The sequence below is a fragment of the Streptomyces sp. NPDC012474 genome (assembly GCF_042955185.1).
Lineage (GTDB): Bacteria > Actinomycetota > Actinomycetes > Streptomycetales > Streptomycetaceae > Streptomyces > Streptomyces cahuitamycinicus.
The window spans coordinates 105,000-118,896 of sequence record NZ_JBIBEP010000003.1; the positions used below are offsets into that span (position 1 = coordinate 105,000).

Genomic DNA, 13,897 nt, shown 5'->3' on the forward strand with positions numbered 1-13,897 from the left:
GTCGCCGGGGTCTGTCGTGAGAACGGTAGAGCTGCATGTATATGCCTGTCTACCCATATGGGCTGAGAGGGGCTTCTATGAATCTATGGAGGGTCGTACGTACAGTTCGGCTGTGTTCGAATTTGATCCCACCAGGCCGAAGTGGCAGCAGATCGCCGAGGTGGTTCGGCAGCGCATCGCCAGTGGTGAGTACCCGGTGCGCGGCTTGATCTCCGAGGTGAAGTTGGAGCAGGAGTTCGGAGTTGCCCGTGAGACTGTTCGTAAGGCCACCGCAGCCTTGCGGGAAGAAGGGCTGATCGTCACGACCCGGGGCATGGGGTCGTTTGTCGCGGAGCGCTGAGCGACTCCCGGGCGGCCCCGGTGGGGAGCCGACGGGCAGTCAGGGTTGCCGCGTCCTGTGGAGTTCGCTGTTACGGCCATGCAATCGGCAGCCCGTAACTACACTCCCGGCCCATGCGCACCCCCCACCACGTCAAGTGCCCGAAGCCGAGAAGAGGCAGCGTCTCTCGAGGCGGCCGTGAAGAAGTGCCCGGGGGCGGTGACGCCCCCTGACCCCCGCCGCGTCCAAAGCCAAGGGCAAAGCCAAAGCCCGCGCCCGCGCCCGCCACAAACAATCCCGCGACCCCCGAGCCCACTGGCTCCTGCTCGCCCTCACCCTCCCCCTCGTCTTCGCCCTCCTGCTCTTCGAAGGCTGGACCCAGCACGAGGTCGACGCCGCCAAAGCGCGGTCGCCCTGTACGGCTCCCGTGCCCGACGCCGTCGCCCGGGGCGGGCCCGTGATCGGGATCGACCGGGACGGGATCCGGACCGGGGCGATGCCCGCCCGGACCGTCGCGCTCACCTTCGACGGAGGCCCCGACCCCGTCTGGACACCCCGGCTCCTCGGCCTGCTGCGGCAGTACGACGCGCGGGCGACGTTCTTCGTGCACGGTGCCCAGGCCGCGCGGCATCCGGAGTTGATCCGGCGGATCCGGGCCGAGGGACACGAGATCGGGTCCAACACGTACACCGGGGCCGTCCTGGGGGAGTCCTCCGCACCTCGTTTCCGGGCCGAACTGGAGCTGACCCAGAGCGCCCTCGCCGGGGCCACCGGACGGCGGACGAACCTGCTGCGGATGCCCCGCACCACCAGCCCGGACACCCTGTGCGGACGCGAGTGGCAGGCCGCGCGGCGGGCCGCCGGGGACGGGTACGTACTCGTCGCGGCCGACAAGGGGTCGCGCAGGCCCGCTCAGGGGCTCGTCCGGCAGCTCAGTCAGACGGAGAGCGCCTTTCAGGAGGCGCGCAGGCTGTTGAAGAACCGGGCCGTCGACCGGTTCACCACCGTGTCCGACGGGCTCGGGCTCGTGCCGTACGCCTCCCCGTCCCTCGTCGAACGGTGGCTGGGGTGGGGGCTGATCCGGGTCACCGGTCTCGGGCAGGTCTTCTCCACCGCCATGATCTGGATCCTCGGCGTCGCCGGCGGTCTCGGCGTGCTGCGGCTGTTGCTGCTCGCGCTCTTCGCCCGGGCCCATGTGCGGCGGCTGGAGCGGTTCCGGACCGGAGCGCCCTGGATGCGGGAGACATCGGGGCCGGTGACCGTGCTGGTCCCGGCGTACAACGAGGAGGCCGGGATCGGGCCGACCCTGCGGTCGCTGCTCGCCTCCACCCATCGGCAGCTCCAGGTCGTCGTGATCGACGACGGGTCCACCGACCGGACCGCCGACATCGCCGAGAACACGGGGGACGCGCGGGTGGAGGTCGTACGGCAGGCGAACGCCGGCAAGGCCGCCGCACTGAACGCCGGGCTGGCGCAGGCCCGTTACGACATCGTCGTGATGGTCGACGCCGACACCGTCTTCGAGCCCGACGCCGTCGAGCGGATCGTGCAGCCGCTCGCGCACCCGGCCGTCGGGGCCGTCAGCGGCAACACCAAGGTCGGCAACCGGCGCAGTATGCTCGCCCGTTGGCAGCACCTGGAGTACGTCTTCGGCTTCAACCTCGACCGGCGCATGTTCGAGGTGCTGGAGTGCATGCCGACCGTGCCGGGTGCCATCGGGGCGTTCCGGCGGGACGCCGTGATCGGTGTCGGCGGGGTCAGCGAGGACACCCTCGCCGAGGACACCGACCTGACGATGGCCCTGTGGCGGTCCGGCTGGCGCGTGCTGTACGAGGAGTCCGCCGTCGCCTGGACCGAAGTGCCCACCAGCCTGCGGCAGTTGTGGCGGCAGCGGTACCGGTGGTGCTACGGCACGCTGCAGGCCATGTGGAAGCATCGCGGGGCCGTGTTCGGCACCGGGCCGGCCGGGCGGTTCGGACGGCGCGGACTGACGTATCTCGCGCTGTTCCAGGTCGCGTTGCCGCTGCTCGCGCCCGTCATCGACGTGTACGCCCTCTACGGCGTGCTGTTCCGGGACCCGTGGGAGTCCGCCGCGGTCTGGTTCGCGTTCCTCGGCGTGCAGATCGTCTGCTCCGGCTACGCGCTCAGACTCGACGGCGAGCCGGTGCGGGCCCTGTGGTCGATGCCGTTCCAGATCGTCGTCTACCGGCAGTTGATGTATCTCGTCGTCATCCAGTCGCTGGTGGCGCTGCTGCTCGGCAGCCGGCTGCGGTGGCAGCGGATGAAGCGGTCCGGGACGGCCGCTGAACAGATCGGCGGGCCCGTCCCGTATAGGGGTGTGCCGATGCGCTGACCCGAGAGCCCCCCACAGCACCTTCGAGGCGTCGATGAGCGACTGGACCGACCGTCCGGGAGAACCCCCGCCCGAGTGGACCCCACACCGGGGGCCCCTCGCCCCGCCCCCTTCGACCCGTACCGCGCCGCTGCCCGGCATGCCCTCGCCCGCCGCCCCCGGACGCTACGACAGCGGACCGCACCCACGCGGCGGCCGCGGCAGCAGGAACCCGCGGCGGCGGGCGGGCAGGGGCCGCCGGTATCTGCGGACGGCTGCCGTCCTGGCGTCCGTGCTGGTGCTCGGCGGCGCCGGTACGTACGTCTGGGCCGACTCCCGCCTCGATCAGGAGGTCGACCTCGGCGCGCTCGGAGCGCGGGTGCCCGCCGGTGAGGGCACCACCTACCTGGTCGTCGGCTCCGACAGTCGCGAGGGGCTGTCGGAGCAGGACCGCAAGGACCTCAACACCGGCTCGGCCGACGGCCGCCGCACCGACTCGGTGATCCTGCTGCACACCGGCGCGAACGGCACGACCATGGTGAGCCTGCCGCGCGACTCCTGGGTGACCCTCCCGCCCTACGTCGACCCCGGCACCGGCCGCAGCTACCGGGCCACGCCGGACAAGCTGAACGCCGCGTTCTCGCTGGGCGGCCCCGACCTGCTGGTGCGGACCGTGGAACGCAACACCGGCGTGCGTGTCGACCACTACGCGGAGATCGGCTTCGCCGGGTTCGTGGGTGTGGTGGACGCCCTCGGCGGTGTCGACCTGTGCCTGGGCCGGCCCGTGCGGGACAAGGACTCCGGAGCGAACCTGCCCGCCGGCTGCCAGACCCTCGACGGCGCCGAGGCGCTGGCCTTCGTGCGGCAGCGCAAGCAGGAGGCCCGGGGTGATCTGGGCCGTACCCGCAACCAGCAGAGATTCCTCGCCGCCCTCGCCCGCAAGGCGGCCACGCCCGCCACCCTCGCCGACCCCTCCACGTCCGTTCCGACCCTGCGGGCCGGACTCGACACGCTCATCGTCGACGACGGCACGGAACTGCCCGACCTCATGGCGTTGTTCGAGGCCATGCGCAAGGCGACGGGCGGCGGCGGCCGGCAGCTCAACGTGCCCGTGGCCGACCCGGATCTGCGCACCTCCAAGGGCAGCGCGGTGAAGTGGGACGAGCGGCGGGCCCGCGCCCTGTTCAGCGCCCTGCGCGAGGACCGGCCGCCCGGCTGATCAGCGGGGCGGCACCGGGCCGCGTGCGACCGCGGGTTTACCGCTCCGGTGATCCGGACTCACGTCGCGAGCTCGGAGTTCTGCGCCTTCACCACGTTCGCGGACATCTTGGCGTCGCTGGGCCGCCTGCTGTCGGCGATGGCGAAGCCGTTCACGGAGAAGTAGACGGCGAGCACGTCGCCGTGGCGGACGGCTTCGGTGTGCAGCGTGTGGGTGACACCCCGGAACGTCGACCGGAAGGCGACGGCACCGGTCGCCGTGCCCTTCTCGGCGGTGACCGAGTCGTAGGCGCTGGTGTTCTCGCCCGCCTTCGCAGTGAACCCGTCCGCGCACTCCGGCACGGCCTTCGCCAGCCCGGCCAGCACCGACTCGGCCTCGGCCGCCGGCTCGTACACGGCGAGAGTGATGTACGTGCTCTCCTTGCCGTAGCCAGCCCCGGCACTGCGTGTGAGGTCGGCCTGGGGCTCACCGAGAGGGAGTTGATTCATCGCGAGGGCCAGCGGGGCGCAGCCGGGCTTGTCGACCGTGACCTCGTCCGGGGACTTGGCGAAGGCGTACTCGGCTTCCGGTTCGGACACGTTGTAGCCGGGCAGGTCGTCCTTCGTCACGATGACCTTCGCCAGCCGCTGTGCCGGAGTGATCTGCTTGGCCTTCGGAGCCGACGGGGCATCAGTGGGCGTGTCCTCGCCGCCCGAGCATGCGGTCAGTGCGGAGGTCAGGGCCAGGGCTGAGACGACGGCCAGGGCGGCGCGCTTCAATGGGGGGCTCCTCGGTCGCTGATTCGGACGAAGATCATGGCACGGCGGCTCGGGAGGCCCATGGGCGCGCTGTGCGGGAGCGATGACACATGTGTGACGACACGAGGACCGGCCGCCCCGCCGATCAACGGGCCCCGCCCAGACCGGCCGACGGTGGCATCAGCGAGCCGTACCCGCTCGCCGCCCACGCGCTGCGCCTCGCCGGGACCTCGAAGTAGGGCACCGTACGGCCGTCCTCGTCCGTGTCGGTGAGCACCTCCGGGGCGCGGCGGTCCCGCAGCGCGTCCGCGCACTCCTGGCACACCGCCACGTCGAGCCGGTCCCGGCGGCCGAGCGGACGCCAGCCGGTGCGCAGGGCCGCGCGGCCGTGCAGGGGGTTGAAGAAGCAGAGGGGAAGGCCGGGAGAGCCGGCCAGGGCGTCGCGGCCCTCCTGCGCCAGGGCCAGGGCGCCCGCCAGGTCGGGCAGGCCCCGGGCCTCGTCGAGGACCGTGCCGGCCGCCGCGTACGCGTCGAGGGCCTGCTGGAGACCGGGGGTCGCGGCCACGTCGGCGGCCCGGGTCGCCTCGCCCAGCGCCAGTACCTCCGCCTCCGCACGGCGCCGCACCTGCGCCTCGTCGGCCGCGCGGGCCGTGGTGAACACCAGTTGGGGGACGGCCGGGGCCGTACGGGAACGGAGCAGGGCCGCGCGGGTCGCGAGCACGGTCAGGGCCAGGGCCGGTACGGCGATGAGCAGCCACCAGCCGGTCATGCCGGAGCCGGAGCCGGAGTCGGAGCTGGACTGCGTGGGGCGGGCCGTTCCGCCGAGGTCGCTCATCGCCTCCTCGTAGCGCTGCTCGCCCTTGCCCTCCGCCACCAGGTCCACGGCCTTCGCCGTCAGGTCCGCCAGTCCCGCGTCCCGCATCTCGTCCAGGAACCCGGCGGCCGCCACGGCACTGCGCGCCTGGTGGGTGTCGCCGGGCCACTCGTAGCCCTGGAGGGAATCGGGGAAGTCGCCGTCCGACGTGATGAGGACGAGGTCGCGCCGTTCCGGGAGCCGGTCGCGGACCGTCCCGGCCAGGAGGTCGGACTCGCCGTCGAAGGCGTCGCCCTTGGCGAGGGGGATGAGCACGACCTTGATGGGCAGGCCCGTGCGGCGGATCCGGTCCGACAGTTGCCGTTGCCGGGACGGCGGTACGGCTTCGGCGTAGGCCGCGTCGACGTAGACGGGGGAGGTGCGCAGGGCGTTCGCGATGCGCTGCCCGGCGCTGGGGCCGTCGCCGTCCGCCGCGATGGCGGTGCCCGTCGTGGTGAGCACCGCCAGTAGCAGTGCCGCCAGGGCGGTGATCACGCGCTTCGCTTCAGTGGACACCTGCGGTCTCCCTCACCTTGTCGATGAGCCGGGCGATTCCGTTCGGTACGGCGGTCAGGGGGCCGTCGGTCATGTCGTAGTAGGGGACGCGGGTGTTGCCGAGGGAGGGGTCGGGCAGTTTCAGCAACCGGGCCGGGATGCCGCCCGGTTCGGCGACGGCGGTGTCGCCGCAGAGCCGGCAGACGGGGAGCAGGCGGCGGTGGTTGCGCTCGGCCGAGACCCGGACGTGGTGCCGGCGGGTGGCGGGGCCGTGCAGCGGGTTGACGCCGCAGCACAGGTCGGCCGGGTCGCCGGCGAGTGCGGCACGGCCGGCTCGCGCGAGCACGATGACGGCCACAAGGGTCGCGGCATCCGTCCCAGGCTGCCGCACGCGCCCGGGATCGCCGTCGACCAGGAGGAGCGCGGCGTCGAGGTGGTCCCAGGCGCGGCCGCGATCGTCCGGGGCGCTGAACTCGGCGGTAAGAGCGGTAAGAGCGGTGAGTTCGGCGTAGGCCGTGCGCCGGAGGTAGGACACCGACGGTTCGGTCGGGGCGGTGAGCGGCAAACTGCCGGACGGCTCGGGCGCGGGGGAGCGCCGCCGCCGCAGGGCCCGGACGATCCAGGTCGCCCCGGCCACGACGCTCGACAGCAGGAGGGCCGCGAAGGCGCCCACGAACAGGCCCGGCCAGAAATCCGTGGAGAACAGGGGCGGGAGGGCGGTCTCACCGGCGGCGCTCGGCGCTGCGGGGGGCGCGGGCTCGGACCAGGGCCGGTCGGTGCGCGGGGTGTCGTCGAGGAAGGTCATCAGCGCGTCGAGGCGCTCGCCGAGGAGGTGGTCGCCGGCCTCGTCCGCCCTGCTGTCGCCCAGCGTGACGGAGTCCGGCATGTCGAAGGTGAGGAGGTTGCCGTCCAGGCGCAGGCCGTGGTTGTAGGCGTCGATCGTGCCGTCGTCCGGGTCGGCGACCACGTACACCCCGTCCTCGCCCACCTTGGCGTGCACCGCCGCGGCGAACAGGCCCGAGTCGCCGGCCGACTCGCTCTCCGGCGTCTGCGGCACGAGGGAGACGTACACCGGGCCGCCGCCGTCGGAACGCCGGAAGTCCCGGATCCGCTCGTGCAGCCGGTCCAGTTGCCGGGCGTCGAGGACGCGCGGGCTCTCCGGATCGGCGTACACCGGGTCCTGTTTCAGCCCTGCCGCGACCCGCTCCACACGGGCGGACAGGTCGGCGGGGGTGGGAGGCTGCGCCGCGCTCGACCGGGTCTGGTCGAAGACGACGGTGGCGGTGAGGGCGACAGCGGCGGCGGACAGGAGAGCCGCGCCCCAGACGACCGGGCGCAGGACGGGCTTCTTCGGCCGCCCGCGCCCCGCGTAGACCGCGAGCAGCAGGATCGTCAGCGGTACGCCGGTGAGCAGGATGCCCGTGATGAACGACTGGTTCTGGCGGTCGGACGGGCCGATGTACAAGTCGGATGGCTCGTCGTCCTGGTACTTCTCACGAGCGGCCTCGGCGCGGGCGGCGGCCTTCTCGCCGCCCTGCGCGATGACGTCGGCGAACCGCTCGAAGCTGCGCAACGGGCCCGCATCGTATGGGAGTTCGTACTGTGTGACGGTGACGGCGGCGTCAGCGGGGGCGTCGACGCCGAAGGCCCTGGCCTCCGCGATGTCCGGACCCTCGAAACGGACGTACAGCCCGTCCCGCCCGAGCCGGTCGTGGACCGCGCCGAGCAGCTGCCGTCCGTCCGTGCTGCTCTGCATGGGCAGGACCAGGACGTACGTCGGGACGCCGGTCTTCTTCGCGATCCGGGCGAGGTCGGGGGCGGTGGAGCGTGGGACCTCGCGGGGGAGCTGGTCGGTGACGTGGACCGGGTTCTCGCGGAGGCGGTCGGCGAGGTAGGCGGCCAGGGTGGGGGTGTCCGCGGCGACGGCGGGTGTGGCGGTCGCGAAGAGGGCCGTCAGCGCGAACAGGGCGAGGAGCACTCCGGGAACGCGCCTGCGGCTGTTGCTCGTTGCCCGTATCCCTGCTGTGCAGGCGTTGTTCGTCGTGACTGCTCTCACCGGTGAGTCCCCCGCGGTCCGATCGATGTCCGCGCGGCACTCTACTCGGCCGTTCGCGAGTGCTACAGGACGCCCGGCTGCGGCTCGGCCGGTGCTCGCGAGGGCCCCTCAGGATCGGTGTCGCCCTCGCCAGGTCGGGATCGTGCGGTGTCCGCACCTCGAATTCGTGGCTGCGGCCCGGCCTGTGCTCCGGTGGGGCCCGTCAGGATCGGTGTCGCCTTCGCCAGGGCGGGATCACGCGGTGTCCCACGCCGACTTCGTGAGTGAATCGTGCAGGCCTGATGGCCGGTAGGTGACGAACCAGCCCGTGGCTCTGCGCTGCTGGGGTCCCGGGCGATTCGCTCACGCACAGGTGCTGCCGTCATCTGGAGCTGGTTCTGGGCGGGTTGACCGGGCCGGACGTTGCAGATGGATAACAGGCCGCACCCTGCGGCCCGTGGGGCCGGACGTGCCTTGAGGGGCTTATGTGCGGCTGATACGGTGCGATGGCTTGACACTCACCCCCAGTGCTGGCTATTCGCCCAGGTCGGGCGGGTACGTCCGGCCCGTCCCGCACTTCTCCGTGCGGGTCGACGCGGGTGAAGTGTCCGAATTTGAAGGCACATGACAGACATCTTCTTGGGTGTACGGGGAGCGGTTGCGTGAAGATCCAAGAGCGTACGGGGGCGGGCGCAGGTCGTTCCGCCGCTCCGGCTCAGCCGTCGGTCGGCGACCGGCTTCCCACCCCGCCTCGCGAGCGCAAACCGGCTCTGGCCGCGCTCGCGGTGCTGCTGATCCTGGCGGGCGCGCTGGGTGCGACCATGCTCGTGCTCCAGGTCGGTGAGCGCATCGAGGTCGTCAAGGTCACGCAGGCGATCCCCCCGGGTGGCTCGGTCACCCAGTCGAACTCGACCCCCGTCATGGTCGCCAAGGACGACAGCATCCACTACATCGAGTGGACCCAGCTGGACCAGCTGAAGAAGCAGAAGCTGAAGGCCGTCAACGCCATCCCCGCCGGAGCCGTCGTCGTCGGTGAGATGTTCGGCGACGAGGCGGGTGTCGCCGCCGGCAAGGCCACCGTGGGCCTCTCCCTCAAGGCCGGCCAGTACCCGACCGGCATCAAGCAGGGCGACACCGTCGCGGCCTACCGCGTCGGCTCCGCCACCGGCTCGGGCAACAGCAACAGCAACAGCGACTCCTCCTCGTCGTCGGCGACCGACAGCTCCGTCATCGTCGACAGCGCCCGCGTCACCTACGTCCCGGGCCCGAAGGACAGCGGCGACGAGATCGTCGGCAGCACCAACCTGGCGGTCACCCTGACCGTCGACAGCGACAAGGCCGCCGGCTTGGCCCAGGCCGCCTCCAACGGCGAGGTCGCCCTCGTCCAGGTCCCCGGTAACTCCGGCAACTAGAAGGCGGCACCCAGCCCATGGCGCTCATCGCTCTCGCCGCCGACAAGGGTTCCCCCGGCGTCACCACCGCGGCCGTCGCCCTCGCGGCGGTCTGGCCGCGGCGTGTCCTGCTCGCCGAGGCGGACCCGGCGGGCGGTGACCTCGTCTACCGCAGTGCCGCCGCGCACGGCGGACCGCTCAACCCCAACACCGGCATGCTCTCCATCGCCGCCACCGCCCGCCGTGGCCTCGTGCCCGACCAGCTCTGGGACCACGTCCAGCCGCTGAGCGGCGGTCTCGAGGTCCTCGTCGGGCTCGGGATCGCCGAACAGGCCGCCGGACTGGCGGGGTTGTGGCCGACCCTCGGGCACGCCTTCAACTCCCTCGCCGACTCCCCGCACGCCGCCGCCGACGTCATCGCCGACTGCGGACGCGTCAGCGGCGACACCCCGGCCGTGGAGCTGTTCCCGCACGCCGCGCTCGTGCTGCTCATCTCACGCACCGAGCCGGAGGCCCTCGCCCGCGTCCGCGACCGCGCCGCCGCCCTCGCGGCCAAGCTGCACGGCGGACCGCGTGGCGCCGCCAGCCTCGGCACCCCGATGATCGGCGTCGTCCTGATCGCCGACACAGGCACGGCCGCCAAACTCGCCTCGCAGGTCAACGACATGCTCGTGCACGCCCAGACCGGTGCCCGCGTGGTCGGCACCATCGCCGACGACCCGGCCGGCGCCGACCAGCTGGCCGGCCGCAAGCGCGGCCGCCTCGACAAGTCGCTGCTGATCCGCTCGGCCCGCAAGGTCGCCGCCGACCTCTACCAGCAGTACGGCGCCGCCTGGGCCGCCTCCGCCCGAGCCGACCAGGCACCCCAGGCCCACCACGCCCCGCACGCCCCGGGCCAGACGCAGGGCCACGCGGGGGCCGGCGCATGACCGCTGTCGACCACCAGTTGGTCAAGCGGTTCCGCCAGGACGCCGGCGACCGTATCGCCGAGCAGCGCCGGCAGGACCAGGTCGCGGGCGTCACCCCGATGTCCACGGAGGACGAGCGGCAGTACGCCCGTGCCGTCATAGCCCAGATCCTGGAGGAGTACGCCCGCACCGAGATCAACGCGGGCCGTACGCCGCTGGACGCCGAGACCGAGGAGCAGTACGCGGCCGCCGTGCACGCCGCGCTGTTCGGCGTCGGCCGGCTCCAGCCGCTGCTGGACAACCCCGAGGTCGAGAACATCGACATCAACGGCTGCGACCAGGTGTTCGTCGGGTACGCCGACGGACGCGAGGAGAAGGTCGACCCTGTCGCCGAGACCGACGAGGAGCTCATCGAGCTCATCCAGGTGCTCGGTGCGTACTCCGGTCTCTCCTCCCGGCCCTTCGACTCGGCCAACCCACAGCTCGACCTGCGGCTCCCCGACGGTTCGCGACTGTCGGCCGTCATGGACGTCACCCGGCGCCCCGCGCTGTCCATCCGCCGGGCGCGCATGGGCAAGGTGTTCATCTCCGACCTCGTCGGCAACGGCACGCTGTCACCCGAGGTCGCCCACTTCATGGCCTGTGCGGTCCGAGCCCGCAAGAACATCATGATCGCCGGTGCCACCAACGCCGGTAAGACCACGCTCCTGCGGGCCCTCGCCAACGAGATCCCGCCGCACGAGCGCCTCATCACCGTCGAACGGGCCTTGGAACTCGGCCTCGACACCTTCCCCGACCTGCACCCCAACGTCGTCGCCTTCGAGGAGCGCCTGCCCAACTCCGAGGGCCAGGGCACCATCTCGATGGCGGAGCTGGTGCGACGCTCGCTGCGTATGAACCCCTCCCGGGTCATCGTCGGTGAGGTCCTCGGCGACGAGATCGTCACCATGCTCAACGCGATGTCGCAGGGCAACGACGGCTCACTGTCCACGATCCACGCCAACAGCTCGCACGAGGTCTTCAACCGTATTTCCACCTACGCGCTGCAGGCGACGGAACGGCTGCCCATCGAGGCCAGCCAGATGCTGATCGCGGGCGCGGTCAACTTCGTCGTCTTCATCCAGCGGCGCAACAACTTCGGCAACGGCGGCCGCCTCCAGCGCATGGTCACCTCCGTCCGCGAGGTCAACGGCGTGGACGGACGGGTGCTGTCCAGCGAGGTGTTCGCGGAGGCCCCCGACGGCCGGATCGTGCCGCACGCCCCCATAGCCTGCCTGGAGGAACTGATGGCACACGGCTACCAGCCGTCCGGGACCTGGGGGTGAGCCGGGGATGACCACGACCAACACGGCCATCGGCTCGCTCGGCTCCATGGGCGGCCTGTTCTCCACCACCGTCCTGTACTCGATAGGGAGCGGCGTCGCCGTCGGCGGCGGCCTCGCCCTCCTCCTCATCGCCATCCGCGGGCTTCCCGCCAAGCCCGACCACGAGAAGCAGAAGGCCGCCGAGCGGGCGAGCGAACTGATCCGCTTCGCCGGCCAGCGCGGCTCGCTCGCCGCCATCGTCGGCCTGGTCGTCCTCGTCCTCACCCGCTGGACCGTCGCGGGCATCGCGGCCGGCGTCCTCGTCTTCTTCTGGGACCGCCTGTTCGGCGGCGCCGGTGAGGAACGGGCCGCCATGCGCCGCGTCGAGGCCCTGGCCTCCTGGACGGAGTCCCTGCGCGACACCATCGCCGGCGCCGTGGGCCTGGAGCAGGCCATCCCGGCCTCGGCCCGTGCCGCGGCCCCCGTGCTGCGCCCCCACCTCGACGCCCTCGTCGACCGGCTGCGCGCCCGCACTCCGCTGCCCGAGGCGCTCCAGCAGCTCGCCGACGAGATCGACGACGCCTCCGCCGACATCATCGTCGCGGCCCTCATCCTCAACGCCCGGCTGCGCGGCCCGGGTCTGCGCCAAGTCCTCGGCGCCCTGGCCAAGTCGGCCCGTGAGGAGGTCGACATGCGCCAGCGGGTCATGGCCCAGCGCGCCTCGACCCGCAGGTCGGTGCAGATCGTCGTCGCGGTCTCCGTCGCCTTCGTCCTCGGCCTGTCCATCTTCAACCGCGACTTCGTGGAGCCGTACGGAACGGCCGTCGGCCAGCTCGTCCTGGCCTGTGTCTGCGGCCTGTTCGCGCTCGGCTTCTGGTGGCTGCGCAAGCTGTCCACCATCGAGACGCCCGAGCGCTTCCTGGTCCGCGACGAGGCCTCCGTCCAGTTCGTCCGCCCGAGGACGCCGTCGGGGGCGCAGTCCCAGCAGCGGCTGCCGCAGGAAGAAGGGGCTCGCTGATGGACCTCACGATGCCGCTCGTCGTCGGCGCCGTCATCGGCCTGGGCATCTACGCCCTCGTGCGCGCCCTCATGCCCACCAAGCGCAGCGCGATCTCACAGGTCGCGCGGATCGACGCGATGCGCGCCCGCGGCTCGGCCTACGAATCGGCCCGCGTCGAGCGGGAGAAGGGCCGCCTGGGCGCGCTGCGGGCCGAAGTGGGCCTGCGCGTCTCGGAGTTCTACCTCCAGCAGGGCTGGGAGCAGCGCTCGCTGCGCGCGGACCTCGCGGTGCTGGACCGCAGCTGGGAGAAGTTCCTGGCGACGAAGGTGCTGCTGGGCGTGGCCGGCCTGTTCTTCGGCCCGTTCCTGTTCGCCATCGTCTACACGCTGGGCTTCGGCAGGAGCCCGATCATCCCGGTCTGGATGGCCCTGCTCTTCGCGGTCGTCTTCTTCTTCCTGCCCGACCTGGAGGTACGGCGGGACGCGGCCGACAAGCGGCGCGACCTGCGGCGTGTGATCGGCGCGTACCTCGACCTGGTGTCGATGAGTCTCGCCGGCGGACGCGGTCTGCCCGAGGCCCTGATGGCGGCGGCCGAGATCTCCGACGGCTGGGCCAACCAGCGCATCCGCAACGCCCTGTCCGACGCCCGCATCACCGGCGTCAGCCAGTGGCAGGCGCTCGGCGCGCTCGGCGAGGAGATCGGCGTGGAGGAACTCAAGGACCTCTCCGCATCCCTGGCCCTGGTCGCGGACGACGGAGCCAAGGTCCGTGAGTCCCTCGCCTCCCGCGCCGAGACCATGCGGCACCGCGAACTCGCCGAGATCGAGGGCAGCGCGGGCGAGAAGTCCCAGTCGATGCTCGTGGCGCAGCTGCTGCTGTGCGCCGGGTTCCTGGTGTTCCTGATCTTTCCGGCGGCGATGCGGGTGTTCCAGGTGCAGTGAGCCGTGCATGAGCCTTGCGGTGAGCTCGCTGTGAGCGACCTTCACAACTCCAGAACTCCGTGACCTGATTTCGAAAGGACAAGACGTCATGAACGGACGCACCTTCCACACCGGCATCCCCGCCGTGGACTTCCTCGTCACCTTCCTCCAGGCCCGCACCGAGCGGGCCCGCTCCGGCGAGCTGGACCGCGGTGCCTCCGCGGTCGAGTGGGTCATCATCTCCGCGGTCGTCGTGGCGATCGTCGGTGTCGTGGCGGCCATCATCAACGCCGCGCTGAGCGAGGGCGCCAACAAGGTCGGCGACTGCATCAAGGGCGCGGACGCGGGCAAGACCTGCTGATCGCTCTCGGGAGCACCAGGAGC

At 71.9% G+C, this 13,897-nt stretch carries 12 protein-coding genes; 9 read left to right on the forward strand and 3 right to left on the reverse strand.

Translation table 11 applies throughout. From position 1 onward, the window contains the following. The first annotated feature begins 112 nt into the window (after positions 1 to 112). From ACFY9S_RS08610 to ACFY9S_RS08620, 3 genes are all read left to right on the forward strand, one after another. Positions 113 to 340: a GntR family transcriptional regulator gene (locus tag ACFY9S_RS08610; protein WP_033309133.1), complete on the forward strand. Its 228-nt coding sequence runs from the start codon at positions 113 to 115 to the stop codon at positions 338 to 340. Between the two features lie 406 nt (positions 341 to 746). Further along, complete coding sequence (locus ACFY9S_RS08615; RefSeq protein WP_391124535.1) at positions 747 to 2,672, forward strand: glycosyltransferase; 1,926 nt, start codon at positions 747 to 749, stop codon at positions 2,670 to 2,672. A 34-nt stretch (positions 2,673 to 2,706) separates the two neighbouring features. After that, positions 2,707 to 3,870 (forward strand): LCP family protein, encoded by a 1,164-nt coding sequence (locus ACFY9S_RS08620; protein ID WP_391124538.1) that lies wholly within the window; start codon positions 2,707 to 2,709, stop codon positions 3,868 to 3,870. A gap of 59 nt (positions 3,871 to 3,929) precedes the next feature. Here ACFY9S_RS08620 and ACFY9S_RS08625 read toward each other — a convergent pair whose 3' ends face one another. From ACFY9S_RS08625 to ACFY9S_RS08635, 3 genes are all read right to left on the reverse strand, one after another. Beyond that, the gene (locus ACFY9S_RS08625; RefSeq protein WP_391124541.1) at positions 3,930 to 4,628 is read right to left on the reverse strand and encodes a hypothetical protein; all 699 of its coding nucleotides are present in this window, start codon (positions 4,626 to 4,628) and stop codon (positions 3,930 to 3,932) included. A 124-nt stretch (positions 4,629 to 4,752) separates the two neighbouring features. Continuing rightward, positions 4,753 to 5,976 (reverse strand): hypothetical protein, encoded by a 1,224-nt coding sequence (locus tag ACFY9S_RS08630; protein WP_391124543.1) that lies wholly within the window; start codon positions 5,974 to 5,976, stop codon positions 4,753 to 4,755. After that, on the reverse strand, positions 5,966 to 8,011 hold the full coding sequence (locus tag ACFY9S_RS08635; protein ID WP_391124546.1) for a hypothetical protein: 2,046 nt from the start codon (positions 8,009 to 8,011) through the stop codon (positions 5,966 to 5,968). Before ACFY9S_RS08635 ends, ACFY9S_RS08630 begins: the two co-directional genes overlap by 11 nt. Positions 8,012 to 8,652: 641 nt before the next feature. Here ACFY9S_RS08635 and ACFY9S_RS08640 point away from each other — a divergent pair. The 6 genes from ACFY9S_RS08640 to ACFY9S_RS08665 all read left to right on the forward strand — a co-directional run bounded on the left by ACFY9S_RS08640 (position 8,653) and on the right by ACFY9S_RS08665 (position 13,874). Further along, positions 8,653 to 9,402 carry a hypothetical protein gene (locus ACFY9S_RS08640; RefSeq protein WP_391124549.1) on the forward strand — a complete coding sequence of 250 codons (750 nt, stop codon included), beginning with the start codon at positions 8,653 to 8,655 and terminating at the stop codon, positions 9,400 to 9,402. Between the two features lie 17 nt (positions 9,403 to 9,419). Next, positions 9,420 to 10,310, forward strand: coding sequence for a hypothetical protein (locus ACFY9S_RS08645; protein WP_391124552.1), 891 nt, complete (start codon positions 9,420 to 9,422; stop codon positions 10,308 to 10,310). Then, entirely contained in the window at positions 10,307 to 11,614 is a 1,308-nt protein-coding gene (locus ACFY9S_RS08650; RefSeq protein WP_102912126.1) for a CpaF family protein, read from the forward strand. The genes ACFY9S_RS08645 and ACFY9S_RS08650 overlap by 4 nt, the downstream gene beginning before the upstream one ends. A 7-nt stretch (positions 11,615 to 11,621) precedes the next feature. Beyond that, positions 11,622 to 12,611, forward strand: coding sequence for a type II secretion system F family protein (locus tag ACFY9S_RS08655; protein ID WP_391124556.1), 990 nt, complete (start codon positions 11,622 to 11,624; stop codon positions 12,609 to 12,611). Beyond that, a complete protein-coding gene (locus ACFY9S_RS08660) occupies positions 12,611 to 13,534 on the forward strand; it encodes a type II secretion system F family protein (protein WP_391124559.1) in 924 nt (307 codons plus the stop codon). The genes ACFY9S_RS08655 and ACFY9S_RS08660 overlap by 1 nt, the downstream gene beginning before the upstream one ends. 88 nt (positions 13,535 to 13,622) lie before the next feature. Further along, on the forward strand, positions 13,623 to 13,874 hold the full coding sequence (locus ACFY9S_RS08665) for a hypothetical protein (protein ID WP_031107180.1): 252 nt from the start codon (positions 13,623 to 13,625) through the stop codon (positions 13,872 to 13,874). Positions 13,875 to 13,897 lie beyond the last annotated feature (23 nt).

Coding starts and splice junctions, on each gene's coding strand:
- ACFY9S_RS08620 (WP_391124538.1), top strand. CDS start 2,707: ATGAGCGACTGGACCGACCGTCCGGGAGAACCCCCGCCCGAGTGGACC.
- ACFY9S_RS08645 (WP_391124552.1), top strand. CDS start 9,420: ATGGCGCTCATCGCTCTCGCCGCCGACAAGGGTTCCCCCGGCGTCACC.
- ACFY9S_RS08650 (WP_102912126.1), top strand. CDS start 10,307: ATGACCGCTGTCGACCACCAGTTGGTCAAGCGGTTCCGCCAGGACGCC.
- ACFY9S_RS08655 (WP_391124556.1), top strand. CDS start 11,622: ATGACCACGACCAACACGGCCATCGGCTCGCTCGGCTCCATGGGCGGC.
- ACFY9S_RS08660 (WP_391124559.1), top strand. CDS start 12,611: ATGGACCTCACGATGCCGCTCGTCGTCGGCGCCGTCATCGGCCTGGGC.
- ACFY9S_RS08665 (WP_031107180.1), top strand. CDS start 13,623: ATGAACGGACGCACCTTCCACACCGGCATCCCCGCCGTGGACTTCCTC.